A 26,969-nucleotide genomic window follows, 5' to 3' on the forward strand; every position below is an offset into this window, starting at 1 on the left:
AAAACTCCTGTTTATGAATAATCCTGAAGCGATGCTTCACTTAAAAAGACATTTATTGTTGAAAAATAATTTTTGAAACGTAATCCTATTTTTACAGCCTAATTTATTCATCAGGTTGCGACGGTGGGTATAAATAGTCTTAAGTTTCACGCCAAACTCTTCTGCGATCTCCTGGTTGCTTTCCCCTCTGCTCAACATGCTTAACATCTGCTTTTCACGCAGACTCAGCTGGAACTTGGTATGATAATTTCCTGCGGTTTCTTTCTTTAAAAAGAAATTCAGAATACTTCTGGTGTTGCTCTTTTTGTCAAGTACCGTTACTTTGCCAAATAGCTCGGACTTATAGAACGCTAAGTCGCTGGATGCAAAGGCGACAATGTTCTTATTCGAAAAATAAATCCACTCCGAACCGGGAAGGTCGTTAGAGTCCAAATCTATAATCAAAAAGAAATTGTCAATAAACTCTTCTCCAAGCAATTCAATCAGGCCCAGAGTAAAATATTTATCCTTAGATAAAATATTAGTTGATTGATTCATATCTGAACGCGATCTCATCCTTGGGTTGACCTTTAACTCAGCGTTAATAAAACCATTCAGCGAATTGAGGGTAATCTAACATTGCCCACCTCAATGAGACATGTCGCTAACGCTCTAAAAGATATAACAGCCGCTAAGTTGTTTGTTCGTGGTTTTTTAATTTGTATTTTTATTTTTTATTGGTGTGAAATTTTGTGATTAAATTTATTCTTGGTTTTTTATAAAACAAAATTGATAGGGGAGGGTTATCATTAAAGCTTGAACAATAGCCCTGCTCTTTGTATTGGAATTTTCTTAGGGAATATTCCTTGTTAAAGGCGTTGGATTTTCTATCTTCAGCGCAGAAAAAATTTTTAAGGGCTTCTGAAGAGCCCTATAGAGGTGGCCCGAGTATACCTTTTCCGCTCGCATCAGAACGCTAATTCTGCGGGGGAAAATAGCATCGTATTTATTCAGAAGCGATGACGGAGGGCTATGGCTAGATGGTGAGTCGCCCGGGAGCATTGCTGTTTGTGTGGTCAGTACCTTCAACGCGATTGCGGTTGCTCCGCAAATTTGAGCATTGTATTAGCTCTTTTGGTCTTGATGCGCACCTTAAAATATTGTTACTGAGGCGGAGGACATAACCGCGGCTATTTTGCCATCTCCGGGAGATGATGGTTGATAACGTCAAGTACAACGGCAAAAGATCGTATCATTTCATCTGTGCAAAGGAAGCTAATAACATTTACCTCGGAACGCAAACTACCGCCCTGAAGAGAAGGCCGGCAGTATAATTGAGGAAATGATGCAAAAAGTCTTTCTTAACCTGGCTACGGATTCGGAGCGTGATATTAAGATACAAGGGCTGAAAAGCATGGGGGGTCTGTCGCAGCCTGTGCTCACCCTCGTTTGTCTGGGTAATGAATTGATATTAATGTGCTATGGCGTTTTTTGTCTACGATAGCCCGGGGGGACGCCGTTGCAAAACGCTTGCGGGGTTATCAAAGAAGGCGGTATAGCTGCCCGGAGAGAGTAAAAAGCAAAAAGCCTGCTCGAAAGCAGGCTTCTTAAATTTGGCTCCTCTGACTGGACTCGAACCAGTGACATACGGATTAACAGTCCGCCGTTCTACCGACTGAACTACAGAGGAATCGTGTGAACGGGGCGCATATTAACGATGACCATCCCCCTTGTCAAAGCCTGAATCACCTGCGCTTGTTCGTTTGCTGACAATTTCAACAGTGTGCCTGTTTTTCCGGCATTGACCGGCCTGGTGCACCGTTGCAGTGCATTTATACCTCTAATGGGGCATACCGCAATCCGCTTACCGGGCAACAAAATCGCAGTTTGCTATCAGTATCCCTTATTACGCGGCCTGCAGCGGCATTTGCGTCTCTAAAAAAAAGCTGGCAAGCAAATTGCAAAACCTTCTGCATCTAAACGGCCAGTGTTGGTACTGGTGTTCCTTACAGGAGGCAAAATGAACTTAAGACGACTGAAGTATTTTGTGAAAATCGTCGATATCGGCAGTCTGACCCAGGCCGCTGAAGTCTTGCACATCGCACAACCGGCGTTAAGCCAGCAGGTTGCGACCCTGGAAGGCGAGCTGGACCAGCAGCTGTTGATCCGCACCAAGCGCGGCGTCACGCCGACCGAAGCGGGCAAGATCCTTTACACCCACGCCCGCACTATCCTGCGCCAATGCGAGCAGGCGCAGCTGGCGGTCAACAACGTCGGTCAGACGCTAAGCGGCCAGGTATCAATCGGCCTGGCACCGGGAACGGCGGCTTCAGCCATTACCATGCCGCTGCTGCAAACGGTGCGTAATGAGCTGCCGGAAGTGATGGTCTATTTGCAGGAAAGCAGCGGAACGATCCTTAACGACAAGCTTATCGACGGTCAGCTGGATATGGCCGTGCTTTACGAACGCTCGCCGGTTGCCGGGATCGTCAGCCAGCCGCTGCTGAAAGAAGATCTCTACCTGGTCGGCACCCGGGATTGTCCGGGGCAGAGTGTGGATTTGACGGCGGTTGCGGAGATGAATTTGTTCCTGCCGCGCGATTATAGCGCCGTCCGCGCGCGGGTCACCGAAGCCTTCACCCTGCGTCGCCTGTCGGCAAAAATTATCGGCGAAATTGAATCCATCACCACCCTGACGGCGGCCATTGCCAGCGGCATGGGCGTCACCGTGCTCCCTGAATCCGCCGCCCGTTCGCTATGCAGCGCGGCTAATGGCTGGATGGCGCGCATCAGCACGCCGTCAATGAGCCTGTCGCTGTCGCTCAATATGTCGGCTCGCGGCAGCCTGTCACCGCAGGCGCAGGCGGTGAAGGAAATTTTGATGTCGCTGGTGAGTCGCCCGTCGCTGGAAAACCGTGAATTATTGTTAGTCAGTTAGGCTATATTCCTGGATGGAATAAGTTGCTGGTTTTTATTATTTGTTAGCAGGGACAACAGACTTTAACAATAGCGCCTATGTTATGTCTGATAGCCCGGAGGAAAGGGTGAACTTCCAGCAACTCAAAATTATTCGTGAAGCGGCCCGTCAGGATTACAACCTGACGGAAGTCGCCAATATGCTCTATACATCGCAATCGGGCGTCAGCCGTCATATTCGTGAACTGGAAGAAGAACTGGGGATCGAAATCTTTATCCGCCGTGGCAAACGTCTGCTGGGGATGACGGAGCCGGGCAAAGCGTTACTGCTGATTGCCGAGCGTATTCTTAATGAAGCCAGCAATGTTCGCCGCCTGGCTGACCTGTTTACCAACGATGCCTCCGGCGTCTTAACCATCGCCACTACCCATACTCAGGCGCGCTATAGCCTGCCGCCGGTGATTAAAGCCTTCCGTGAACTCTTTTCCGACGTGCGTCTTGAGTTAGTTCAGGGAACGCCGCAGGAAATTGAAGCGCTGCTGCACAACGGCGGCGCGGATATCGGTATCGCCAGCGAGCGCCTGAGCAACGATCCGACGCTGGTGGCTTTTCCCTGGTTCCGTTGGCACCACAGCCTGCTGGTCCCCAAAGATCATCCGCTGACCCAGGTGACGCCGTTAACCCTCGATGCCATCGCCCGCTGGCCGCTCATTACCTATCGTCAGGGAATTACCGGCCGCTCGCGTATTGACGAAGCTTTTAACCGTAAAGGACTGATGCCGGATATCGTATTAAGCGCTCAGGACTCCGACGTCATCAAAACGTATGTCGAACTGGGGCTGGGAGTTGGGCTGGTAGCGGAACAGTCAGGAGACGCGCGCGAGTCTGATACCTTTACGCGTCTCGATACCCGCCATCTGTTTGACGCCAATACCGTCTGGCTGGGCCTGAAGCGTGGGCAGCTGCAGCGAAACTACGTCTGGCGCTTTATTGAACTGTGCAACGCGGGGCTGTCGCTGGAGGAAATTAAACGCCAGGCGATGGAGCCGGAAGAGGCGGCGATTGATTATCAGATTTAGCAGGATGATAAATCAGATATGAGATAGCAAACGAAGCTATAATTTATCCACGATTATCGCCACAAAGGAAGGGAAATTGTGCGGCGTGTGAAACTGCTTTGTTCTCTTATTATGATCCTCACCAGCCAGAGCGCTCTGGCGGTGAGCTACCCGTTGCCGCCGGAAGGAAGCCGCCTGGTGGGCAGTCCGCTGACCATCACTATTCCGCAACAAAATACCCAGCCGCTGGAGGCCTTCGCCGCTCAGTACGGCCAGGGTCTGAGCAACATGCTTGAGGCCAACCCCGGCGTCGATGTGTACCTGCCGAAGTCGGGTTCCACGCTGGTGGTGCCGCAGCAGCTTATTCTGCCCGCCACGGTACGCCAGGGCATTGTGATTAACGTGGCTGAAATGCGTCTCTACTATTATCCACCTGAAGGCACAACCGTTGACGTTCTGCCAATTGGAATTGGTCAGGCAGGACGCGAAACTCCGCGTAACTGGGTCACCGCCGTGGAGCGTAAGCAGGAGGCGCCAACCTGGACGCCAACCGCCAATACCCGTCGTGAATACGCCAGCCGGGGCGAAAGCCTGCCCGCGTTTGTGCCCGCCGGGCCGGATAACCCAATGGGGTTGTACGCGATTTACATCGGCCGGCTCTACGCGATTCATGGCACCAACGCCAATTTCGGTATTGGCCTGCGCGTGAGCCAGGGCTGCATCCGCCTGCGTAACGACGATATCAAATACCTGTTTGATACCGTTCCGGTCGGGACGCGCGTGCAAATCATCGATCAGCCGGTGAAATATACCGTCGAGCCGGACGGCAGCCGCTGGGTTGAAGTCCACGAACCGTTATCGCGCAACCGCGCGGAGTATGAATCGGACCGTAAGGTGCCGCTCCCGGTCACGCCAGCGCTTCAGGCCTTTGTGAAGGGGGAGGGCGTGGATGTGAATCGCGCCGAGCAGGCGCTTGAGCGCCGCTCCGGTATGCCGGTGGACATTGGGCATTCAGCTATGCCGGCAGGTAGCGGATTTTAATCTTTTCCGCCACGCTGAAGGGTTTCTGCCATCGCGATAAGGCGCCCGCGGTTGCCGGGCGCTATTGGTCGTCGTGGAGAGTCATTTTGGGTATTTAGCTTCATCTCATTGAGTGATGCCTTAACCAAAGGGATGTTTTTTAAATGCTGCATGGGCTTCATATAATTCAGCAGCGGATTGAATATGAGTAAAGTCTCCCGCATGAACCACGTGGGGGATCATCGACTGAATAAAGGTCCAGATAACCGTACTCGTTACTGCCACCTGATCGGGGACCGCGGCCGCCGGACGGTTTTCCAGCAGGGTATTCCACTCCCTGCAGGCCGCCAGCAGCTGAATCGTGATGCGCTCTATCCACGGATTATGCTGCTTTTCCGCCGGGCGCAGTTTGTGTTCATACACGTTCTGCACCGCCTTTTCACCCGCGGCGAGAATAAAACCCAGCGTTTGCAGATCGCTTGCCTGCGCCAGTGGATCGGCCGGCAGCAGCTTGCGCGCCGGGGAGGCAAGGCCTTCAAAATAGGCCAGTATCAGCGACGAGTCCATCAGACGAATTCCGTTATCCAGCACCAGCGTCGGCGCTTTTACCGCGGGATTGATGCGGGAAAACGCGTCAAAGCTGCTGAATACCGACAGCGGGTGACTTTCAAACTCGACCCCGTAGAGTTCAAGAGAAATCGCCACACGCCTGACATAAGGCGAATCCATCATGCCGATAAGTTTAATCATGATTCCTGTTTTCCTGTCTCTGTGAAATGACGCATCTCAATTCATTGCTACGAATGGCGACTCAATAGCGGCTGGTTAACGCTTCATCACCGGTAGTGAACAGACATTACAATAAAATGTGCATAGCGAATATCATCGGTATCTAACGGATCGGGTTAGTATTACTGACAGGTTGTTGGTCACGTATATTGAGTTAATCTGCGGGAGTGAAGCATGTCGGATTTTCCACCTATTGCCAGTTTGCGTAGTTTTGAAGCCGTGGCCCGGCTTGGCAGCGTGACGTTGGCGGCGAAAGAACTTCACGTTACGCATTCAGCCATCAGCCAGCAGATTAAAGTGTTGGAGGAGATGGTCGGTTTAAAGCTGTTTATCCGTCACGGTCGCGGCGTGCAGATTAATGAAGACGGGCGGCTCTATGCCTTACAGGTCCGCGAGGCATTGCATCATATCGCTGATGCCACCCGGCTGGTGCAGGTCAAACCGCGAAGGCAGGAGCTGACGCTGGCGATGGTACCCTCCTTTGGTAGCCACTGGTTAGTGCCGCGACTGGAGCGGTTTCGGGCGACATATCCCCATATCTCGCTGCGCATACAGGCAAGCCTGGCGATCGCCAGCATGCAGCAGGAAGGGATTGATATGGCGATCCGTATGGGCAAAGGCGACTGGGAAGGAATGGAAAGCCATTATCTTTTCGCCGATGAGCTTATCGTCGTGGCCGCGCCATCCTATAACGACGGCGTGCTTCCCCAAACACCGTCAGAGATAGCGAAGAATAAAATTATCTTCTCGATGGAGTCGTGGAAAACATGGTGCATTAATGCGGGGCTTGAAAGAGAGATTGTGCCCGGCGGTTTGTGCATCAACGACTCGAACCTGGTTCTGGAGGCCGTCCGGCTGGGAAAAGGTATCGCGCTGGAACGCCGCTCTTTAGTTCAGGATGCGCTCTCCAGAGGCGAACTGGTACAGCTTACGCCTTTCACCGCCCCTTATCCCTGGCCTTACTGGCTGGTGTCGCCGCAGGCCGCTGAACAGAAAACCGAAGCCGTTCTGTTTAAGGCCTGGCTTGATGAGGAGGTTGCTGCATGGGGTCAACAAACTGGCGCGCTGGAAGAGAAACATGCGCGAGACGGAAACCGTAGCACCCGCCCGGAGGCGGGATAATTTAGAGTAGGATGTTACTTATCGATTAAATTAAAATCATCCTGGTTATATCTTAATCCGTGAACATGGTCAGGAGTAAAGATAAGATCAATGGCTTTAATATCAGCATCGGAAATGTCCAGGCTGACTGCGCCGGCATTATCCCGCATATGCGCTATTTTCCGCGCGCCGGGAATAGGGACGATATCATCGCCTTTACTCATCACCCATGCGAGTGCGAGTTGGGCCAGGGTACAGCCATATTTATCGGTTATCTCCCGCAGTTGACTGAGCAGCTGCTGGTTTTTTTGCAGGGCATCGTTCTGGAAGCGAGGGAGATTGCGACGAAAATCATCATCGGCGAAGCCGGACCGGTCGGTGATTTTTCCCGTTAAAAATCCGCGCCCCAGTGGGCTATAGGGCACAAATCCTACCCCTAATTCGCGGCAGGCTTTGAGAATGTTTTCTTCCGGTTCGCGAGTCCAGAGAGAATATTCAGTCTGAACGGCGGCGATCGGATGAACTTCACAGGCCCGGCGTAAAGTATCGGCAGAGACCTCGGAAAGTCCGATGTGGAGAACTTTCCCTTCCTTGACAAGTTCTGCCATTGTGCCCACCACGTCTTCAACGGGAACGGTGGGATCAACGCGGTGCTGATAAAGGAGATCAATCGTGTCGACGTTGAGACGTTTAAGCGAGCCTTCTACCGCTTCGCGGATATGTTCAGGGCGGCTGTCAACGCCGGCCATACGCTCAAGCCCGTGGCCGCCAGGAAGAATGTGGAAACCAAATTTGGTCGCGATTTGTACCTTGTCACGAATTCCTTTGATGGCTTTCCCGACCAGCACTTCATTATCAAATGGTCCATAAACTTCCGCCGTATCAAGGAAAGTAATCCCCAAATCAACCGCAGCATGAATGGTGTTAATTGCCTGCGACTCTTCGGCGCCACCATAGGCAAAACTCATCCCCATACAGCCCAGACCTAATGCCGACACCTGAAGTTTGTTCTTTCCCAGATAACGTGTTTTCACCTTATTTTCCTCATTTGCCAAGTGTGCTTAGATATATACTTCCAATTTACATTCACAACAATTAATCTCTCTCTAATGCAGTATTTTACGGATGTTAACAATGAAAAATATTCCCGAATTGCAACATGTAGAAATGCTTATTCTTATTGTGAAACATGGAAGTTTTCGTCAGGCAGCAAAAGAGTTGAATATTTCTCCACCAACGTTAACCATCGCCATAAATAATCTGGAAGAGAAACTGGGCGCGAGGCTTCTAAATCGTTCTACGCGCAGTCTTTCTCTGACCGCTATCGGCCAGGAATTTCTGAATGACGTTACTCCTGTGCTCAATGACTACAGGCGGGTGATTGATAACCTTAATGAGCACAGGGCAAAGCCGGAAGGGGTGGTGAGAGTAAATTTGCCGCGAGTCGTGCTGGATCTCTTCTTTCAACGCTATTTCGTGCAGTTCAAAAAAGATTATCCAGATATTAAACTTGAATTATTCACCACCGACAGGAAAATAAATATTATCGATTCAGGGTTTGATGCGGGGATTCGCTACACGCAAGATGTGCCGAAGGATATGATTGCAGTACCCTTTGGAGAAGAGCTCTCTCTTATTGCAGTGGCGAGTCCAGATTTTATAAAAAAGTCAGGGGTACCCTCCTCACCGAAGGACCTCGTGAATTTCAGATGCATCAATCGTTGCTTTCCTGGCGGGCAGCTTTATCGTTGGGAGTTTCTCAACGCTGAGGGCGATAAAACGGAAGTTGCTGTTAAAGGCGATCTTGTTATTGATTCCGATGCGGCAATGATACAGGCTGCGGAATCCGGATTAGGGATTGCTTTTGTGTATGAGAATCTGGTTAAGGTTCAAATTAAAGAAGGCAGTCTTATCCGCCTGCTTTCTGATTATTATTACCCCGCCGATCGTTTTACTATTTATTATCCGAGCCGCAAACATATCCCCGTGCCGCTGAGAACATTTATAACATGGGTGATGTCGATGAATAAAAATATTCTCCAGCAATAGAATGTGAAAAGGCGGGTGAAAATAACCTGGCTTAAAACCGATCCTATCACCCTCTTTTGTCTTGTCGTACTCCGGATGCCTCTTCGGTTTGTCGTCCGGTCGCGATCCCGCGCCATTAACGCTGCCCGATTCCGTTTTACCGGCGCAGCGCGGGCGCTAAATACCGCTAAACCAGTTATAGCCCTGATCCTCCCAGTAGCCTCCAGGGTTGGTATCGCTGACGAAAATGGCGGCGATATGCTTAGCGTTTTTGAACCCCAGCTTGGTCGGCACCCGCAGTCGTAGCGGAAAACCATACTCCGCCGGCAGCGGCTGACCTGCAAAATCCAGCGCCAGAATGGTTTGCGGGTGCAGCGCGGTGGCCATATCAATACTGGAATAATAGCGATCCGCGCACTTAAAGCCGACATAGCGCGCGTTGAGGTCGGCGCCGACGTGTTGCAGGAATAGCTTGAGCGGTACGCCGCCCCATTGACCAATCGCGCTCCAGCCTTCAATGCAGATCAGCCGGGTGATCTGGCTCTGTTGCGGCAGACGCTGTAGCTGTTCCAGCGTCCACGGCGCTTTTTTCTCCACTTTACCGGAGACTTCCAGACGATAGTCGAACAGATCGACTTCCGGCGCGTTATATTCCGGATAAAAAGCGTTAAACGGAAAGGGGTGGGTAATTTGGTCCGGACGGTAAGTCTGGGCCAGGCGCTGGCCGCTGAACAGCCAGGACTGGACCCGATCGTTCCAGCGCGACATAGCCCACAGCACTTTGTCGACTTGATCGCCATCCTGCATGTTGCATCCGGTCAGCATCGCCACGCCTCCCAGCGTCAGCCCGGATCGCAGAAGTAATCGGCGCTGCACATTTACCAGCTGTTTTTTCTGATCCGGCTCGAGCGCGGGCGCGCGGCGAGTTGGCGCTTTACCCTTCATGTTTACCTCCTGACAGCATGGCCCACAGGGTGGAAGGTACGATTAACACCATCAGCACATGGATAACGACGAACAGTCCGATACCTGCCATGGCGCAGAAGTGGACATAGCGCGCGACAGGAAAACCGCCGAACAGCGCCACCAGCCAGTAGAGCTGTACCGGTTTCCAGATAGCCAGCCCGGAGAGCACCAGCAGCAGGCCGAGCGCCATAACGCCGAGGTACATTAGCTTTTGAATCGCATTGTAATGGCCGAGGCGATGGTTCAGCCGCAGCGTTAAGGTCAGCCAGATATCCTGCCGGAGCGCGGACAGACGTAGCGGCAGCAGGTCGCGGCGTAGATGGCCGCTGAACAGACTCCACAGCAGGTAGCAAACAGCGTTAACGATCAGCAGCCACATGACCGCCAGGTGCCAGCCAATCGCGCCGCCCAGCCAGCCGCCCAGGGTGAGGGAGGGCGGAAAGCGGAAGTCGAACAGCGGCGAAGCGTTGTAGATTTCCCAGCCGCTCATGAACATTCCGATCATGGCGACCAGATTCACCCAGTGGGTGAGCCTGATCGGCCAGCGATGTACTGGCCGCGACGCGTTGGTTTTCATGCACGTCTCCTGGATTACATCGGCGGTACGGTACCGTCTTTTCCGGCGGAAATGCGGGTGGCGACGCGCTCGCCTTTATCGTTAGTGGCGGAGAACAGCACGATATGCGTACCGGGCTTCAGCAGGCCGCGATCGCCGGGATTGATGGTCACCACCGGCGTATCGTCAGGGACGATGACGTTTTTTTGCCGATCGCCGTATTTAACGGTTAGCGTGCGGCCGTTGGCGTTTACCAGCTTGCCGATGGTGCCGTTGGTCATGGTGTTGATTTTACCGTCGGCGGACTCCCACGGAGAGTGTCCTTCGCCCGTGCCGCGAAGGCTGGCGGCAAACACGTGTACTTCCAGCGCCTTCAGGCTACCGTCGGCCTGGGGGACCGCTGCGGTGCCGATAAAGCTGTCCGGCTTGATATCGTCGATCGAACCTTTGGCGACGCTAAAAACCTGCGTTTTGTCGTTGAGCTTTACGTCGACCTTTTCCCCTTGACGGTTGCTGATTTGCAGATCGGTATCCGAGACCTGGGCGATGGTGCCGCGCAGCGGCGCGATAGCTTTAGCCGGCGCCTGCTCTGCAGCGGCGATGCCGCTGCAGAGCATCAGGGTGGACAACAGTAAACCGGCAATACGATGGCGTGTATGCATGACATTCTCCTGTAATGGTTTGCCGGTTAAGCATGGCCAGGCGATCGGGACAACACCATGTCCGTTTGATGACATTAATGTCATCAAGACGCGGCGCAGAAACTGTTAATCTGTCCGCAGACGTGAAGAGGTGTTAAGCATGCGCATATTGGTGGTGGAAGATGATATCGGAACCGGTAATTACCTGAAGAAGGGGTTAACGGAGGCCGGATACGGCGTTGATTTGGCGCGCGACGGTACCGACGGCTTATTTCGGGCGCTGGAGTATGGTTACGATGCGATTGTGCTCGACGTCATGCTGCCCGGGCTTGACGGCTGGCAGATTATTGATGTTTTACGCAAGAAAAGCGATGTGCCGATACTGTTTCTTACCGCCCGCGACGAGGTGCAGGACCGTATTCATGGCCTGGAGCTGGGGGCGGACGATTACCTGGTCAAACCTTTCTCCTTTACCGAACTGGTGCTCAGGTTACGTACGCTGTTGCGCCGCGGAACCGTACGGGAATCCGATCGCTATGACATTGCCGACCTGCATATTGATGTGCTGCGGCGCAGAGCCACCCGTCAGGACACCGTAATACCGCTGACCAACAAAGAGTTTATGTTGTTGCATCTGCTGGTCCGGCGTGAAGGAGAGGTGCTGTCGCGCACCATGATCGCCTCGCAGGTATGGGATATGAATTTCGACAGCGACACCAACGTGGTGGATGTGGCGATCAAACGCCTGCGCGCCAAAATCGACCGGCCGTTCGATATCAAACTTATTCATACCGTACGCGGCATCGGCTACGTTTGCGAGGTCCGTTCATGAAGGTGCTGGCCCGGCGCTGGCAGGCGACATCGTTGACGCTGCGAAGCGCCGTTCTGTTTGCCCTGGTTGCAGCGCTGGTGGTCAGCGCCGCCGGGGGTTACTTATATCACGCCATGCGTCAGGAGATGATTCATCGTAGCGATCTGCAGGTGACCGGGCGCATAGAATATTACCGAAACGTCCTGAGTAAACGCTTTCCGCTGGAGCGGCTGGTGGCGAACACCGGGATGTTCGAAAACATGTTGGGTAACGAGCAGGACGTTTTAATCTTTCGTATTCCGGGACAGGCTCCGTTAATTAAGGTGAATCCTGCCAGGATTCAATTACCGTCGGTGACGCCGACGCCGGCGGATCGTCCGCAGCGCCTGAATGAGGTACAGGGCGGGATGACCGGGCAGGGGGTTCCGCTGCGTGTGGCGTCGGGGCTGGTGACGCTGGAAGATGGCAGGGTACTGCAAATTTCTGTCGCGCATGTGATGGTAAATGAACAGAAAATGCTGGCGCGCTACCTGTGGCGCGTCATCGCGGCGGTGGCGGCGGCTTTTTTGGTGATTGCGCTGCTGGGCTACTGGGTGATGCGTCGCGAGCTGCGGCCATTAAGGCGTATGGCCGCTGAGGCGGCGGTCATCACGCCCAGTACGCTGGCGACTCGCCTGAGCGAACAGGACGCGCCGCAGGAGCTGCAGCAGCTGATTGTCTCCTTCAACGCCATGCTCGACAGGCTCAACGAAGGCTATCAGCGCCTGACGCGGTTTTCCGCCGATCTGGCCCACGAGATCCGCACGCCGGTGGGGGCGCTAATGGGCCAGTGTCAGGTGGCGCTGTATCAGCCTCGCAGCGTGGAGGAGTATGAAACGTTGCTCTCCAGCAACATGGAGGAGCTGGAACGCATTTCACGCATGGTGGAAAATATTCTATTTCTGGCGCGCGCCAGCCATGCGCAGTCGGTGCTGAACTGCCGGGAACTGGATATTGCTCAGGAGCTACAGCGTGTCGCGGATTATTTCGAGGGGCTGGCGGAGGAGCGCGATATTCAGCTGATTTGCGAAGGTGAAGGGCAACTGCGGGCCGATGCGATGCTGTTTCAGAGGGCATTAAGCAACCTGGTGGCCAACGCGGTTCGCTATGCCGATGAAGCGAGCCAAATCATCTTACGAGCCGGCATGGAAGAAAACCGACAGATTATTCAGGTGATTAATCAAGGCCCGCCGATTGCGCAGGTACATCTGGAAAAGCTGTTTGAGCGTTTCTATCGTGCAGACGCCGCGCGCAGTAGCCACGCCAGCGGGCTGGGATTGTCGATCGTACGCGCAATTATGACTCTGCACGGCGGTGAGGCCCGCGCTCAGTGCCTGCCGCAGCAGCCGGGCGCGCAAATCGTTTTCAGCCTGATTTTCCCGAAACGCTCAACGTAGCGGTAAACAAAAAGCCCGCTTAAGTTTCCTTAAGCGGGCTTTTCAAATTTGGCTCCTCTGACTGGACTCGAACCAGTGACATACGGATTAACAGTCCGCCGTTCTACCGACTGAACTACAGAGGAATCGTTGTGGAGTCGTATCTTAGCGGCGAAAAAACTTTTGTCAAACATCTATTCGCCGTCTGTTGTTCAACTGGCGCATCCATCAACAAATTGTCGCCATTATCGACAATTTATCGGGAAAAATGCTTTGCAGGATTAGCTTTTCTCTATCATCATTTGAAATGTAGTTTCAACTTTTCTCACTAAGGTCTCCCTTGAACGTCACCGCCGCCTTACGCCAGTCCGTCGAACGCACGTCCTGGTTTAAAAAACGCAAGAGCTATCGCGTCCTCTACTGGCGTGAAATCAGCCCGCTTGCGGTCCCGATTTTGCTGGAAAACGCCTGCGTACTGCTGATGGGCGTGTTGAGTACTTTCCTGGTCAGTTGGCTCGGTAAAGAGGCCATGGCGGGCGTTGGCCTGGCCGATAGCTTCAACATGGTGATTATGTCCTTTTTTGCCGCCATCGACCTCGGTACGACCGTGGTGGTGGCGTTTAGCCTGGGAAAACGTGACCGGCGGCGGGCAAGGGCGGCAGCGCGCCAGTCGCTGGCGATAATGACCCTGTTTTCGATTATTCTCGCGGCCGTTATCCATGCTTTTGGCGCGGAAATTATTAATTTTGTCGCCGGAGATGCGACAGAAGAGGTGAAAGGTCTGGCGCTCACCTACCTTGAACTGACGGTATTGAGCTATCCGGCCGCAGCCATCGCCCTGATCGGCAGCGGCGCGCTACGCGGCGCTGGAACCACTAAAATTCCGCTGTTGATCAACGGCGGGATGAATATTCTCAATATTATCATCAGCAGCATCCTGATTTACGGCATTTTCTCGTGGCCCGGCATGGGATTCGTCGGCGCCGGTCTTGGATTGACGATTGCCCGCTATATTGGCGCGGTGGCCACCATTTGGGTGCTAATGATCGGTTTTAACCCAGCGCTGCGCATTTCGCTGAAGAGCTATTTTAAGCCGTTTAACTTCGCCATTATCTGGGAAGTGATGGGTATCGGTATTCCCGCCAGCATTGAATCGGTCTTGTTTAACGGCGGCAAGCTGCTGACGCAAATGTTTGTCGCCGGGATGGGGACCAACGTGATTGCCGGCAACTTTATCGCCTTCTCGGTTGCCGCGCTGATCAACCTGCCGGGGAATGCCCTCGGTTCGGCGTCGACCATTATTACCGGCCGACGTCTCGGAAAAGGGCAGATTGGCCAGGCGGAGCGTCAGGCGTGGCATGTCTTCTGGCTGTCGACCATCATTTTGACGGTGATTGCCTGGGGAACCGCGCCACTTGCCGGTCTGATTGCCTCGTTCTATACCAGCGAAGAAGATGTCAAAGTGGTGGTAAAAGAGCTGCTGTGGCTGAACGCCTTCTTTATGCCGATTTGGGCGATGGCATGGACGTTGCCGTGCGCCTTTAAAGGGGCGCGTGACGTGCGCTACACCATGTGGGTCTCCATGCTGGGTATGTGGGGATGTCGCGTGGTGGCGGGCTATACGCTGGGGATTGTACTGGGGATGGGTGTTATCGGCGTTTGGCTCGGGATGGTGCTTGACTGGGCGGTGCGCGGCGTTCTTTTTTACTGCCGAATGGTTAGCGGGCGCTGGCTGTGGAAGTATCCGCGAACGAAAGTGCGGGCCGATGAGACCCGCGCGCAGGTTGAAGAAACGTAACATGCGGTGGGCAAACGGGACTTTTTGCCCAAAGTGGAGAATTATTCGGCAAACGGTTTGAAATGTGAAAACAGCCTTTGACAAGGTGGGGCGCCATCGATAATATGCGCCCCGTTCACACGATTCCTCTGTAGTTCAGTCGGTAGAACGGCGGACTGTTAATCCGTATGTCACTGGTTCGAGTCCAGTCAGAGGAGCCAAATTTAAGAAGCCCGCTTAAGGAAACTTAAGCGGGCTTTTTGCTTTCTATTCCATAGACACGAGGGTGGCGACGACGGGGCACAGAAGAACATACCCTGCGTACCATCAGGTTTTTAAAACCAGGATACAATAAGGGAAATTAGCCCGATCGCGACCGTCCAGAAAAAAAGAGTTGCTAATATAATAAACAGGCGGATATTCCCTACGGTTAATTTCATAAAGCTGTCTTCCCTACTTTTACGAAAATAGTACATTGCCGATCGCGATTGATAAGCGTATCCATGGTTGCTTACAGTCGACATGCGCAATTTTATCTCTGGTAATGTCGTAACAAGATGTTTGTTGCAAGTAACCTGTCGCTATTAAAGGATAATTCCAGGGTAGAGTAGCGCCCATAGATAACTCTTTGATTATTTTGATCTCTCTTTGGTGCTGTCTATTTTGTATGGTTGTTTTATAACCTGTAAATTTCTGTAATCAATTTAAAGGGTTACGAGACTCCATACAAGTGTTAAGCAGGCCACGGCTGGGCGTTTTATGGCTACGGGAAAAATGATATCGAAGTGTTAATTGAATGTTTGTTTTTTTAATCAGCGTAGCGGGTTTTTAATTGCGGCAGTTTGGTAATAATATTTCGCGGGTAGGCAATATGGGCGTGTTCTGCGGAATTTTTACCACAAAAGAAAATAAATCCTTTATTTTATAACGGCAGGAGAGTGTCTATTGACCCTCTGCCGAATGACTCTTCTTGGCTAACGCTCAGTCCGGAAAGTGTAAATATTTCACGCCATCCGGACTGAGTTTATTCTGCGCGTATTAGCGCTTAGCGGAACGGCGGTTCGTTGAAGGTTCTCAGCTTGCGCGAATGCATGTGGTCACCTTCGGCACGCAGCAGGTCAATCGCCCGGATACCAATCTGCAAATGTTCGGAGATAGCCCCTTCATAGAAGCGGTTCGCCTGGCCCGGAAGCTTAATTTCGCCGTGCAGCGGTTTATCGGAGACGCACAGCAGGGTGCCGTAGGGGACACGGAAGCGATAGCCCTGGGCGGCAATAGTCGCGCTTTCCATATCGATAGCCACCGCGCGGCTGAGGTTAAAACGCAGCGCCGAGGCCGAGTAGCGCAGCTCCCAGTTACGATCGTCGGTGGTGACCACCGTTCCGGTACGCAGCCGCTGTTTAACTTCTTCACCGGGCATGCCGCTGACCTGCTTCGTGGCATCGTAGAGCGCGCGCTGAACTTCGGCAATGCTCGGAATCGGGATATCCGGTGGCAGCACCGCATCCAGCACATGGTCGTCGCGCAGATAGGCGTGGGCCAGCACGTAGTCGCCGATATTCTGGCTTTCACGCAGGCCGCCGCAGTGGCCAATCATCAGCCAGACGTCCGGACGCAGCACCGCCAGATGGTCGCAGATATTTTTGGCATTCGCCGGGCCGACGCCAATATTAATCAACGTGATCCCCTGGCCGTCTTTGGTGATCAGGTGCCAGGCGGGCATCTGGTGCTTTTTCCACGCCAGATCGGAAATCGCCTCTTCCGGCGCCTCCGTGTCCGCTGTTATCCAGATCCCCCCCGCGCAGGAGAGGGCGATATAGGGACTCTCGGGATCGAGAATTTGGCTACAGCCCCAGCGCACGAACTCATCGACGTAGCGGGTGTAGTTGGTAAACAGCATATACGGCTGGAAATGATCAACCGGCGTGCCGGTATAGTGACGCAGGCGCGCCAGCGAGAAATCGACTCGGCGGGCGTCGAAGTGCGAAAGCGGATAGTATTCCGTCGAATGAAACAGGCCATCGGCGGTTTCATCGCCAATTTGCGACAGTTCGGTGGTGGGGAAAAAACGCGTCAAGCCGGCGCTCATTGAACGGTCGAGCGTAAGCTCTGAGCCATCAATGACGTACGGATAGGGGATCTCATGCTGCGATAGCCCGACGGTAATCGCGGCATCGTAATCCTGATACAGCATGGTGAGCTGTTCCAGCAGATAGGCGCGAAACAGTTTAGGGTTAGTAATAGTGGTGGTATAGCAACCGCTATGGGTAAAACGACCCCAGGCCCGGGTTTTTAACGCTTTATGTTCCGCTCCGTCCCACGATACCGACAGCTGCGGGTAAACGAACAGCCCTTCCGCACGGGCGCTATTCTCGGGAAGGATATTGTGGTGGATATAGTCGCCGATGGCTTTACGCAGCGCATTGACCGATTTTTCATAGAGCGCTTCGAGTTGCGTAAGCGCCTGTTCTGGGGTCAGCCTGGCGGCTTGCTGGTTCATGACTTACTCCTTGTTTCTGCTCTGCTGACGTTTTGCTTAGTATGTCACAGGCTGAACCAGGCGTAGGACAATTTCACCCGCTGAGTTGAGAAAGTACTGAAATTAGAACCGGTTGAGGCTGAGTACGTTGCTTAATGCGCGGTGATATTCATGATGGCCCCCCAGCGTTCAGCGCTGAAATGCGTGGCGTTGAGCACTTTAATCGTGATCGATTTATCGCCATTGATGCAGTACAGCGCGTTAGCCAACGGCGTGAGCTTATCGCCTTCCTGTAAACGTCGGCCGCAGGGCGTGAGTTCGGCAATGATCGTTAACTGGCCGCTTTGCAGAACCGCGTGGGCATGTGTAGACGTCGAGGTCTCGCGTAGTTTCTTAATCCACCATTCCATTTGTTTATTCCTGACCTGTTACACTCCGGCGATAATTCATGTTTGCTCCTCATCTGACAATAAGAACAGGCGGTTGGTTTAGTCTATGTTTAATAAGTGAATCGCAGGATCGGATTCGCTCTGAGTAATACCACCCGCCCTGGCAGTTAAAGAGATAATTCGGACAGAAATATGGCAATGATGCGTTTTACCCGCCTGCTGAATAAGTCGGGCTTAAGAATGGTCTCAGTGGCGAAAAAAGCCATCATTGGGCTGCTGGTGGTCGTGATAGTCTTTTTTATTGGCCGTATTTACGAGTCGCAGCGCGGCCCGGCGCTGCACCGCTGGCATACCTGGACGGCGAATGAAATGACCGCCAGCGAGATTGACCACGCCACTTTTGCTGAATACCAGGCGCGGGAAGCGGCGATCTTCCGCGATATGAAAAGCAAAATTACCGATACGCTGAGCGACGATGAAAAAACGGCCATTAACCGCTTTTACGCGCAAAGCCTGGTCTATCCGGATAAGTTTCATCCCGACTGGAACCGCTCCTTTATTCTGCTGCCGCAGGGCAAACCGCGCGGCGCGGCGGTGCTGCTCCACGGCCTGACGGATTCGCCCTACAGCGTACATTATCTGGCGCAGCGCTATCAGCAGCTGGGATTTGTCGCCGTCGCGCCGCGTCTGCCTGGACACGGGACCGCCCCCGGCGCGCTCACCGCGGTGGACCGTGAAGAGTGGATAGCGACGACCCGGCTTGCGGTGCGCGAAGCGACGCGGCTGGCGGGGGATGACGCGCCGCTGCACGTGGTTGGCTACTCCAACGGCGGAGCGCTGGCGCTGAAGTACGCCCTCGATAGCCTTGAGGATAAATCGCTACGCCGGCCGCAGCAGGTCATCCTGCTGTCGCCAATGATTGGCGTGACCGCATTTGCCCGTTTCGCCGGGTTGGCCGGTTTACCCTCTGTGTTTCCGGCCTTCGCCCGCGCGGCATGGCTGAACATCGTGCCGGAATTTAACCCCTATAAATACAATTCGTTCCCGGTGAAGGCGGCAAGGCAGTCGTGGCTATTGTCGCAGGCGCTGCAGCAGCAAATCGTGCAGGAAGCGCAGAGTAAGCGGCTTTCTGAACTGGCGCCGGTATTAACTTTCCAGTCGGTGATGGATTCTACGGTCAGCACCCGGGCGGTGGTGGATTCGCTCTATCGCTATCTACCGGATAACGGTAGCGAACTGGTAATTTTCGATATTAACCAGGCGGCGAATTTGCGCGCGTTATTCCGTCCGTCGCTCTATTCGGCGGTGAATACGTTATTGCCGCCGGCGCCGCGGCCCTACGGCACCACGGTGATCACCAACGCCGCGCCCGACACCTACGAGACGGTGGCCCGCACCACGCTTGCCGGGACGCGAAGCGAAACCGTGACGCCGCTGCATATCGCCTGGCCGCAGGATATGTACTCCCTGTCGCATGTGGCGGTGCCGTTCCCGCTGAGCGATTCGCTCTATGGCCGCGAACCGGCGGAGAAAAATCGCTACGGGATCAGCATCGGGACGATCTCGTTGCGCGGAGAAACCGCCACGCTGAGCGTCGGGTTGGATACGCTGATGCGCGTCACGTCCAACCCCTTTTTCCCGTGGATGATGGTGAGAATTAACCATCATATCGCCTGTAGCGATCGGGCTGATATCGCTGCCTGTCTTCGCCCAGAGTCGGCAGCGTCAGAATAGCGTAAGATGCATCACGGTACGGATGGCGATCCCGGCGATTGCGCCGGTCGCGGCGAAGCGGAACAGGCGTACGAAGCGCGAGCTGACGCCCAGAAAGATGCCGATGCCGGGGAGGTCGAAGGTCTGCACCAACAGGCCCGCCGAGGCGTTGATCTGGCTTACGGTCACTTTACCCTGCTGAACGAGCTCGGAGACCACGCCAAAGTAGGCCGTACCGCCGGCCACGCATTTGACCAGCGCCGGCAGCACGAAGTTAACCGGAATATTCAGCCACAGCAGCAGCGGCATCAGCAGGCGCTGGAGCATCTCAATCAGGCCCGCCGCCTGCATGAAACCGACGATAGCCAGCGACAGGATCAGCATGGGCACCGCGCCGAGGGCCAGGCGAATGGCGTCGGCGCCGGCGCTGTTGATAACGGCGATAATCCCCTGGTTATTTTGCTCGGCCTCAGGCAGCGCTTCGGCCCGCGCGTTTTCAACCATTGACAGCCTGCGGCCGGTGATATGCCAGGTGACCGCGGCGGCGCACAGTCCGCCGACAATCGAGATGACGATAGAGGCCAGCCAGTGCAGGCCGAAGGGCGTTAACGGATAAAACACGTTGCCTTGGCCCATGGCGAAAAGCATCGCCAGCGTGGCGGCCATCTGCCGATCCGAAGCGCCGCGTTTATCCATAATCGCAAGAGTCGCCAGCGGGGCGGCGAAGCTGACAAAATTCATCTGAATCAGGGCAAACGCGCTCATCCCGGTTAAGCCGAACGGCTTAAGCAGCGGGGCGAGCCAGCGAACGATAACGTCCAGTACCCCGCGTACCTCGAGATATTTCATCACGATGAGCATGACGACCATGATTGGCAACAGCGTATAAAGCGCCACATCGACGGAGGTTTTCCCCGCCGACATAATAATGCTGATGAAGTCCATCTATTTCTCAATCACTACGGACAGAAAGGATAATTAGCGCCATCATAATCCCAGCGGCAAGGAATTGAAATCGCCGTGGCGGTTCTCACTGTCCTGAAATGGGCGCTTAACTGGACTTGCATTTAGCCCCTGGCCGGTGCAGAAAATTTCTTTGCCGATATTTGCAAAGCCTGTTTTTTGTTCCCAAACTGAATGAACACCGGGCGACTTTCTTTAAGGATAAAACTATGCAACGTTGTCTGCGGGTAGCGTGGGGAATTGTGTTTATTTTCGCCTTTTCAGTACAGGCTGAAACTAAAATATACGGCGAGCAGCGCGTCAGCGGCTGGTGGAACTGGCTAAAAAACGATGTCTCTCAGACCTGGAATGAGCCGCAAAACTACGATCTTTATCTGCCGTTTCTCAGCTGGCACAACCGCTTTATGTACGATAAAGAGAAGACCGATAACTATAATGAAATGCCGTGGGGCGGAGGATTTGGCGTGTCCAGATATAACCCGGAGGGGAACTGGAGTTCGCTCTACGCCATGATGTTCAAGGATTCGCACAACGAGTGGCAGCCGATTATCGGCTACGGCTGGGAGAAGGGCTGGTATCTTGATAGCCGCCGTGATTTTCGCCTTGGTCTTGGCGTCACTGCCGGCATCACCGCCCGTGATGACTTCGCCAACTACGTGCCGCTGCCGATTATTTTGCCGCTTTTCTCTGCCAGCTATCGCCGTCTGAGCGTGCAGTTCACCTATATTCCCGGCACCTATAACAACGGTAACGTGCTGTTCGCGTGGCTGCGCTACGGTTTTTAAATGCGTGGGCGGCGGTGGCCTGAACCTTTATCAGGCAGGGGTTTGGTTTTATGTCGGGGGGCGGATGCCGCCTTACCCGACCTACAAAGATCGGCTCCAACCTGAAGTTGAATCCTTCCCCTCGGTCCGGTAAGGCGGCGTCCGCGCGGCCAGAAATCAAAGATCGTCAAATCGTAATCACTTTTTTGACCACCGAATTGGAGAGCGCCAGCATCGAAATCAGCACCGAAGTAATAAACGTGAGGACAATCAGCATTAATTTTGTCCCCAGCGAGTTAATCGGGATAAACGCAGTGAGCAGGTGAAAAACGGAGTAGTGGAGAATATAAACGCCGGTCATCGTTTTGCTAATGGTAGCGAGAAGAGTCTCTTTAAACTCGCTGTTTTTACGAAAACGCACGCCGTTGGCCGCAATAACCAGTGCAACAACCAGAATATAAATTTGTGAACCAGTCAGAATGAACGCATTTCTGTCGGCCTTAAACAGGGCGAAAAAGAAATGCCGCTCGTAAAACCAGGTGAAAAGATAAATAAACGGAATGGCGATCATCGCACCTTTGACCACTTTTTCACGCCTGAGCCAGTCGGCGACCAGCGGGTCGCTGAACAGCTGACCGGTCAGATAAAATAGCAGCCAGGTCCACAGGCGGTACTGCGGCGCCAGGCTTAGCGGATGAATATCAGGGTACAACGCGGATAAAAGATCGTAACCATACGAGAACAGCAGCAGGGAGAACACCGTGGCAAAGAACGCTGCGCGTCTTTGGCTGAGCCACTCGATAACCGGGTGAAAGGTGTAAATGACGATAAACGCAAACACAAACCATGGCTGGATAAGATAGCCGCGCTGGTAGGGCTCCCAGAGATAGTACACCGTCATCCAGAACAGAAAGACGATCACCACGCTCTTGATTTTGCCCAACTGCCATTGTGAATCATGGCGAGACTGCGAATCCAGATAGCCCGCTACCACAAAAAACAGCGGCGTGGCGATAGTCGAAATAAACGTCAAAAACCCGAGGATCCAGTGATAGTCATAATCATAGCTATCCCAGGTGTTGTAAATGGTGAAGAAAGTCACCGCCGTCATGCATCCCAGCGTTTTAATAATATTTAAACCGGTACTATTCATGGTTGTCGCTTCATGTCCTTATTGTGGAAACAGGCGTAAATCACCGGCAGAACCAGCAGCGTCAGAATAGTAGCAAAACCCAGACCAAACATGATAACAACCGCCATGCTCTGGAAGAAAACGTCCAGTAATAGCGGCGCCAGGCCGAGCACGGTGGTAAACGCCGTCAGCAGGATCGGGCGCAGACGCGAAGTGGCGGCATAGATAATGGCCTCCTGTTGCCCTTTCTCCTGCTTCTGCTGTTCAATCTCTTCTACCAGCACGATGCCGTTACGGATCAGCATGCCGCTCAGGCTCAGCAAGCCGATTAACGCCATAAAGCCAAAGGGGATGCCGGTAAGCAAGAAGCCCGGCGTTACGCCAATCAGCGCCAGCGGTACGGTCAGCCAGATCGCCACCGCGTTTTTCAGTGAGCTGAACATCAGCACGGTAATCACAAACATCACCAGGTAACCCAGCGGCAGGGTAGTGAACAGACCCTGCTGCGCCTCGCTGGAGTTCTCCGCATCGCCGCCCCACTCAATGCTGTAGCCGTGCGGCAAAGCGATCGCATCAATCTGCGGCTTCACGCGGGACAGGATATCCCCCGACGTCTGGTTGCTAAGCGGATCGGGATCGGTCTGCACCGTCAGCACGCGGCTGCGGTCGCGGCGCAGGATAAGCGGATCTTCCCATTCGAGGTGAAAACCGCTAACCACGTTACTGAGCGGAATATACTGCTGGCGGCTCTGGCTCCAGACCAGCACGTTGTTCAGGTGATTCGCGTCCTGGCGCTCAGCGGCCGGGGGGCGGACGACCACTGGCAGCAGGTCGGCTCCCTCGCGGTACAAGCCCGCGCGGCTGCCGGAGAAGTTCATCTCCAGCGCGTTATCAATATCCTGTTTATCTACCCCCAGCTCGCGCCCAAGCGAGGTGGAGTACTGCGGGCGGATAACTTTGCTGCGGTTTTGCCAGTCATTCCGGACACCATCGGTAGCCGGATCTGCGGAGAGAATATCGCCAACCTGGCTGGCGAGCAGGCGCAGGCGGTCGGGGTCCGGACCTTTAATCCGCACCTCAATGGCGCTGTCGCCGGAAGGACCGAACATTACGCGTTTCGTGCTGGCGTTTACCTGCGGGTAGTTGCGCGCAATATAGCGATCAACATGTTGCGTCAGGGCGGCAATATTGCGCTGATCGTCCATGCGCACCATGATTTGCGCATAGTTGCTGTACTGCCGTTGTCCGCTATAGGTGAGGATAAACCGCATGCTGCCCTGGCCAACGGTGGCCACGGTGGTGACCACCCCGGGCTGGCCGTTAATGGTGGTCTCAATATCGCTGGTCATCTTTTCGGTGGTCGCGATATCGGTACCGTACGGGAGCCAGAGATCGACAAAGAAAATCGGCGTATTTGACGAGGGGAAAAAGTTTTGCCGCACCGATCCAAACCCCCAGATAGCGGCGGCCAACAGCGCCGCCATGACGGTCAGGGTGAGGGTTTTGCGCAGCAGAAGGGCTCGCAGAGCCTGCTGATACAGGCGGTAAAAGCGCCCGCCGTACGGGTTGGCGTTGGCCTGCGCTACCGGCTGCGATTGATTTTTAAACAGCCACCATTTGATTAGCACCGGCGTGATGGTCAGCGCCGAGAACCAGCTCAGCATGAGCGAAATCAGCAGCACCTGGAACAGCGATTTACAGTATTCCCCGGTCGAGTCCTGCGACAGGCCAATCGGCGCAAAGGCGAGAATGGCAATCACCGTGGCCCCCAGCAGCGGCAGCGCCGAACGGCGGATCACATAATTTATCGCCGTAAGCAGCGTAGACCCCTGCTGGCGGGCGATCAGCACCCCTTCAACGATGACGATGGCGTTATCAACCAGCATACTGAGGGCGATAATCAGCGCCCCCAGCGAAATGCGCTGCAGCTCGATGCCCCACAGATACATGATCAGCAGCGTGCCGAGCACGTTGAGCGCCAGCGACAGGGCGATAATAATGCCGCTGCGCACGCCCATAAAGATCAGCAGGACCCCAACTACAATCGCCAGCGCCATCAGGAAGTTAGTGATAAAACCGTTGACCGAGTGGGCGACTTCCGCCGCCTGATCGTAGAACAGGTCAATGCTGATCCCGGCCGGCTTTTCCGCCGACATTTGCTCCAGCTTGCTCTCCAGCGCGCGGCCAACATCAATCACGTTAACCCCGGGAATAAACGATACCCCCATGGTGACCGCCTGGCGGCCATTGGCATGGTAGATGCTGGCGGGCGTTTCGCTCAGCCCGCGCGATAGCGTGGCGATATCGCGCAGCCGCGTCGCCGTTCCCGAACCGTGCGGGCTGATTAACAGGTCGCCGAGCTCATCGAGATTGGCAAATTCCCCCGTCGGGTGCAGGCGGATCGACTCGCTGCCGGATTTAATCTCGCCGGCGTTAGAGACCACGTTCAACCGGCTGAGGATAGCCGCCAGCTGGTTGAGCGTGATGCCGCGGGCGGCCATTTTCGCCAGCGAGATATCGATGTTGATTTGCTGAGGGATCGCCCCGCCGATAGCGACTTTACCGACGCCGGGAACCAGCACCAGCTCGCGGCGCAGCTGCTCGGCGTAGCGAACCAGTTCAGGATTGGTAAAGCTCTCGCCGGAGATAGCAAAGAAGAAGCCAAAGACATCGCCAAAATCGTCATTGACAAATGGGGAGGAGACCCCGGGAGGAAACTGACGGGCGGCGTCGCCCACACGGCGGCGCAGTTCATCCCAGATTTGCGGCAGCTCGCTGGAGTGGTAGTGCGAGGCGATATTGACGGTGATTTGCGACAGGCCGTTGGAGGAAATTGAACTGACGTTGTCGAGATATGGCAGCTGCTGCAGCGCGTTCTCGAGCGGCAGGGTGACTTCTTCTTCAACCTGCTGCGCCGACGCGCCGGGATAATGGGTGATCACCACGGCGGTTTTAATAGTAAACGCCGGGTCTTCCAGGCGGCCAATATTCAGCAGGGCGAAGATCCCCCCGATGCCCAGCAGCAAAATAGTCAGCCAGACGCGGATCGGGTTGTTAATAAACTGGCGGGAGATATCCATTACAAACCTCGTTCACGCGTCCAGATACGAACCGGCTGTTGCGCATGCAATTCGCTGACGCCTGCCGCCACGACACGCTCGCCGACGCTGAGCCCTTCGGTGATCACCACGCCCTGAGAGGTGACCTGACCAACGCCGACTTTTCTCTCTTCCAGCTTAAGCTGGTCGCCGCTGCCCTGAACGACCCAGACGTGGGGGTCATTGCGCGGGCGATTATCCGGGTTAAACACCGCTTCGACCGGCACCACCACCGCATTTTTACCGGCGCTGGCGGGCAGGTTCGCCAGGTTGATTGTCACCGTTCCGCTCACGCCGCCCACCGCGGGAAAGTCGGCCGGTCGCGGCATGGTCAGGATGATTTGCCAGGTGAGCGTATTGCTGTCGCTGCTGCCGGTGTGCTCTTTATATTCAGCGGTAAACTGGCGGTCCGGCATGGCGTTAATTTTGACGACCGGACGATACTGCGCGTTGCGAATATCGAGCGCGGTAAAGAGATTTTCCGGAACGCTAAACACCACGTCGAGCAGATCGGTTCGCGTCAGGGTCACAATTGGCTGCCCGGCGGCAACCACCTGATGGTTACGTACCGGGACGTAAGCGGCAACGCCGCTGAAGGGGGCGGTCAACGCCATTTGCGACAGCTCTTCGCGGGCGATTTTCAGCGCGGCGTTGGCAGCGTCGCGGTTGGCCCGCTGGATATCCATTTCCGCCTTTGAAATCGCCTGGCGACCGGCCAGCGTCTGGAAACGATCGAACTGCCGCTGGGCGAGGGTAGCGGCGGTCTGCCGTTCATTCACGCGCTGCTGCGCTTCCCGTGCGCTGAGGCGGGCAAGGGTCTGCCCCTGAGTAATAGCGGCTCCCTGACGCACATCAAGCGATTCAATCTGCCCGCCGCGTTTAAAAGATAAATCGGTGGAGTCCCCGGACTCAATGCGGGCGGGGAATACGCGCTGCTGTGAATCACCGATGGCAACCACCTCGGCGACTTTAACCATCCGCGGTAGCGGGGTAATTTGAGGTGCTTTCCGATCGCAAGCCGTTGTTATTAAAATAACAAGCGGAATGAGAGAAAAATAACGGTTCACTGTATTCCCCTCGGAGTTAAAGGCTATGTTTTACATATTGTTCACAATCGCTGGTTTTATTCAGCGAGCGCCGAGACAACGAAATAGGTAATTAACCCGGTAGCCGTACAAGCGATTATTGCCAGGGCAATAAACAGGCTCAGGCGAAACAGACTGTAACCGAACATCGTTCCTCCTTTAGCTTAAATAGCTGGCTAAGTAAATTCTTATCTTAATAATTATTGTGGGGCGCCAGAAAACGAGCAAGCCACTGATAATGAGGATAGTCGTAGTAAAACGGAAATGTTAAAAAGAGCAAAAATTATGG

The 26,969-nt window shown here is 54.2% G+C and carries 23 protein-coding genes and 3 tRNA genes; 12 read left to right on the plus strand and 14 right to left on the minus strand.

Annotation, left to right across the window (positions count from 1 at the left end):
• Window positions 1–36 precede the first annotated feature (36 nt).
• Window positions 37–537, minus strand: a complete 501-nt coding sequence (locus EGY08_RS25885) for a helix-turn-helix domain-containing protein (protein WP_032741891.1) — start codon at window positions 535–537, stop codon at window positions 37–39.
• A 1,056-nt stretch (window positions 538–1,593) separates the two neighbouring features.
• A tRNA-Asn gene (locus EGY08_RS25890) sits at window positions 1,594–1,669 on the minus strand.
• A gap of 330 nt (window positions 1,670–1,999) precedes the next feature.
• Here EGY08_RS25890 and nac point away from each other — a divergent pair.
• The 3 genes from nac to ldtA all read left to right on the plus strand — a co-directional run bounded on the left by nac (window position 2,000) and on the right by ldtA (window position 4,994).
• A complete protein-coding gene (gene nac / locus EGY08_RS25895; protein ID WP_004122265.1) occupies window positions 2,000–2,917 on the plus strand; it encodes a nitrogen assimilation transcriptional regulator NAC in 918 nt (305 codons plus the stop codon).
• Window positions 2,918–3,023: 106 nt separating this feature from the next.
• On the plus strand, window positions 3,024–3,974 hold the full coding sequence (gene cbl / locus EGY08_RS25900; protein ID WP_004122262.1) for an HTH-type transcriptional regulator Cbl: 951 nt from the start codon (window positions 3,024–3,026) through the stop codon (window positions 3,972–3,974).
• A 111-nt stretch (window positions 3,975–4,085) separates the two neighbouring features.
• A complete protein-coding gene (ldtA, locus tag EGY08_RS25905) occupies window positions 4,086–4,994 on the plus strand; it encodes a L,D-transpeptidase (RefSeq protein WP_211172156.1) in 909 nt (302 codons plus the stop codon).
• A 120-nt stretch (window positions 4,995–5,114) separates the two neighbouring features.
• On the opposite strand, the gene EGY08_RS25910 is transcribed toward ldtA, so the two are convergent.
• Window positions 5,115–5,720: a glutathione S-transferase family protein gene (locus tag EGY08_RS25910; protein ID WP_224325809.1), complete on the minus strand. Its 606-nt coding sequence runs from the start codon at window positions 5,718–5,720 to the stop codon at window positions 5,115–5,117.
• Between the two features lie 216 nt (window positions 5,721–5,936).
• On the opposite strand from EGY08_RS25910, the gene EGY08_RS25915 reads away from it, so the two are divergent.
• Window positions 5,937–6,884, plus strand: a complete 948-nt coding sequence (locus EGY08_RS25915) for a LysR substrate-binding domain-containing protein (protein WP_123829135.1) — start codon at window positions 5,937–5,939, stop codon at window positions 6,882–6,884.
• Between the two features lie 14 nt (window positions 6,885–6,898).
• Here the strand turns inward: EGY08_RS25915 and EGY08_RS25920 are convergent, their stop codons facing one another.
• Window positions 6,899–7,897 carry an aldo/keto reductase gene (locus tag EGY08_RS25920; protein WP_004122254.1) on the minus strand — a complete coding sequence of 333 codons (999 nt, stop codon included), beginning with the start codon at window positions 7,895–7,897 and terminating at the stop codon, window positions 6,899–6,901.
• A 100-nt stretch (window positions 7,898–7,997) separates the two neighbouring features.
• Between EGY08_RS25920 and EGY08_RS25925 the strand changes: the two genes are divergently transcribed.
• Window positions 7,998–8,912: a LysR family transcriptional regulator gene (locus EGY08_RS25925; protein WP_004122253.1), complete on the plus strand. Its 915-nt coding sequence runs from the start codon at window positions 7,998–8,000 to the stop codon at window positions 8,910–8,912.
• A gap of 156 nt (window positions 8,913–9,068) precedes the next feature.
• Here EGY08_RS25925 and EGY08_RS25930 read toward each other — a convergent pair whose 3' ends face one another.
• From EGY08_RS25930 to EGY08_RS25940, 3 genes are read right to left on the minus strand one after another with little or no spacing between them, the layout of a single operon-like run.
• The gene (locus tag EGY08_RS25930) at window positions 9,069–9,836 is read right to left on the minus strand and encodes a molybdopterin-dependent oxidoreductase (protein WP_004122251.1); all 768 of its coding nucleotides are present in this window, start codon (window positions 9,834–9,836) and stop codon (window positions 9,069–9,071) included.
• The gene (locus EGY08_RS25935) at window positions 9,826–10,434 is read right to left on the minus strand and encodes a cytochrome b/b6 domain-containing protein (RefSeq protein ID WP_049114669.1); all 609 of its coding nucleotides are present in this window, start codon (window positions 10,432–10,434) and stop codon (window positions 9,826–9,828) included. Before EGY08_RS25935 ends, EGY08_RS25930 begins: the two co-directional genes overlap by 11 nt.
• A 14-nt stretch (window positions 10,435–10,448) precedes the next feature.
• Window positions 10,449–11,075 carry a hypothetical protein gene (locus tag EGY08_RS25940; RefSeq protein WP_112166276.1) on the minus strand — a complete coding sequence of 209 codons (627 nt, stop codon included), beginning with the start codon at window positions 11,073–11,075 and terminating at the stop codon, window positions 10,449–10,451.
• A 139-nt stretch (window positions 11,076–11,214) separates the two neighbouring features.
• On the opposite strand from EGY08_RS25940, the gene EGY08_RS25945 reads away from it, so the two are divergent.
• Entirely contained in the window at window positions 11,215–11,886 is a 672-nt protein-coding gene (locus EGY08_RS25945) for a heavy metal response regulator transcription factor (protein ID WP_004122240.1), read from the plus strand.
• Window positions 11,883–13,301 (plus strand): heavy metal sensor histidine kinase, encoded by a 1,419-nt coding sequence (locus EGY08_RS25950; protein ID WP_004122238.1) that lies wholly within the window; start codon window positions 11,883–11,885, stop codon window positions 13,299–13,301. Before EGY08_RS25945 ends, EGY08_RS25950 begins: the two co-directional genes overlap by 4 nt.
• Window positions 13,302–13,350: 49 nt before the next feature.
• Here EGY08_RS25950 and EGY08_RS25955 read toward each other — a convergent pair.
• Window positions 13,351–13,426, minus strand: a tRNA-Asn gene (locus EGY08_RS25955).
• Window positions 13,427–13,432: 6 nt separating this feature from the next.
• On the opposite strand from EGY08_RS25955, the gene EGY08_RS31460 reads away from it, so the two are divergent.
• The 3 genes from EGY08_RS31460 (at window position 13,433) to EGY08_RS25965 (ending at window position 15,278) form a co-directional block, all read left to right on the plus strand.
• Window positions 13,433–13,612 carry a DUF5951 family protein gene (locus tag EGY08_RS31460; RefSeq protein WP_220676329.1) on the plus strand — a complete coding sequence of 60 codons (180 nt, stop codon included), beginning with the start codon at window positions 13,433–13,435 and terminating at the stop codon, window positions 13,610–13,612.
• A gap of 8 nt (window positions 13,613–13,620) precedes the next feature.
• Window positions 13,621–15,078, plus strand: a complete 1,458-nt coding sequence (locus EGY08_RS25960) for an EmmdR/YeeO family multidrug/toxin efflux MATE transporter (protein ID WP_123829136.1) — start codon at window positions 13,621–13,623, stop codon at window positions 15,076–15,078.
• 124 nt (window positions 15,079–15,202) lie between these two features.
• Window positions 15,203–15,278: transfer RNA gene (locus tag EGY08_RS25965), tRNA-Asn, on the plus strand.
• 824 nt (window positions 15,279–16,102) lie between these two features.
• Here the strand turns inward: EGY08_RS25965 and EGY08_RS25975 are convergent.
• Window positions 16,103–17,557, minus strand: a complete 1,455-nt coding sequence (locus tag EGY08_RS25975; RefSeq protein WP_004122234.1) for an AMP nucleosidase — start codon at window positions 17,555–17,557, stop codon at window positions 16,103–16,105.
• A 131-nt stretch (window positions 17,558–17,688) separates the two neighbouring features.
• Window positions 17,689–17,946 carry a histidine kinase gene (locus tag EGY08_RS25980; RefSeq protein WP_004122231.1) on the minus strand — a complete coding sequence of 86 codons (258 nt, stop codon included), beginning with the start codon at window positions 17,944–17,946 and terminating at the stop codon, window positions 17,689–17,691.
• Between the two features lie 177 nt (window positions 17,947–18,123).
• Between EGY08_RS25980 and EGY08_RS25985 the strand changes: the two genes are divergently transcribed.
• On the plus strand, window positions 18,124–19,659 hold the full coding sequence (locus EGY08_RS25985; protein ID WP_369893779.1) for an alpha/beta hydrolase: 1,536 nt from the start codon (window positions 18,124–18,126) through the stop codon (window positions 19,657–19,659).
• Here the strand turns inward: EGY08_RS25985 and EGY08_RS25990 are convergent.
• Window positions 19,651–20,583: a nucleoside recognition domain-containing protein gene (locus EGY08_RS25990; protein ID WP_004122226.1), complete on the minus strand. Its 933-nt coding sequence runs from the start codon at window positions 20,581–20,583 to the stop codon at window positions 19,651–19,653. The two genes, EGY08_RS25985 and EGY08_RS25990, sit on opposite strands and share 9 nt — an antisense overlap.
• Window positions 20,584–20,810: 227 nt before the next feature.
• Here EGY08_RS25990 and pagP point away from each other — a divergent pair, with 227 nt between their 5' ends.
• A complete protein-coding gene (pagP, locus tag EGY08_RS25995; protein ID WP_004122223.1) occupies window positions 20,811–21,386 on the plus strand; it encodes a lipid IV(A) palmitoyltransferase PagP in 576 nt (191 codons plus the stop codon).
• A gap of 166 nt (window positions 21,387–21,552) precedes the next feature.
• Here the strand turns inward: pagP and EGY08_RS26000 are convergent, their stop codons facing one another.
• Genes EGY08_RS26000 through EGY08_RS26010 form a run of 3 tightly spaced genes read right to left on the minus strand, consistent with a single transcriptional unit; the run spans window position 21,553 to window position 26,662 of the window.
• Window positions 21,553–22,476 carry an acyltransferase gene (locus tag EGY08_RS26000; RefSeq protein WP_162626068.1) on the minus strand — a complete coding sequence of 308 codons (924 nt, stop codon included), beginning with the start codon at window positions 22,474–22,476 and terminating at the stop codon, window positions 21,553–21,555.
• Between the two features lie 38 nt (window positions 22,477–22,514).
• Window positions 22,515–25,577: an efflux RND transporter permease subunit gene (locus EGY08_RS26005; protein ID WP_004122215.1), complete on the minus strand. Its 3,063-nt coding sequence runs from the start codon at window positions 25,575–25,577 to the stop codon at window positions 22,515–22,517.
• Window positions 25,577–26,662 carry an efflux RND transporter periplasmic adaptor subunit gene (locus EGY08_RS26010; RefSeq protein ID WP_004122212.1) on the minus strand — a complete coding sequence of 362 codons (1,086 nt, stop codon included), beginning with the start codon at window positions 26,660–26,662 and terminating at the stop codon, window positions 25,577–25,579. The genes EGY08_RS26005 and EGY08_RS26010 overlap by 1 nt, the downstream gene beginning before the upstream one ends.
• Window positions 26,663–26,969: the final 307 nt, after the last annotated feature.

Origin of the sequence: Klebsiella sp. FDAARGOS_511, assembly GCF_003812845.1 — a bacterium.
GTDB classification, from domain to species: domain Bacteria; phylum Pseudomonadota; class Gammaproteobacteria; order Enterobacterales; family Enterobacteriaceae; genus Klebsiella; species Klebsiella grimontii.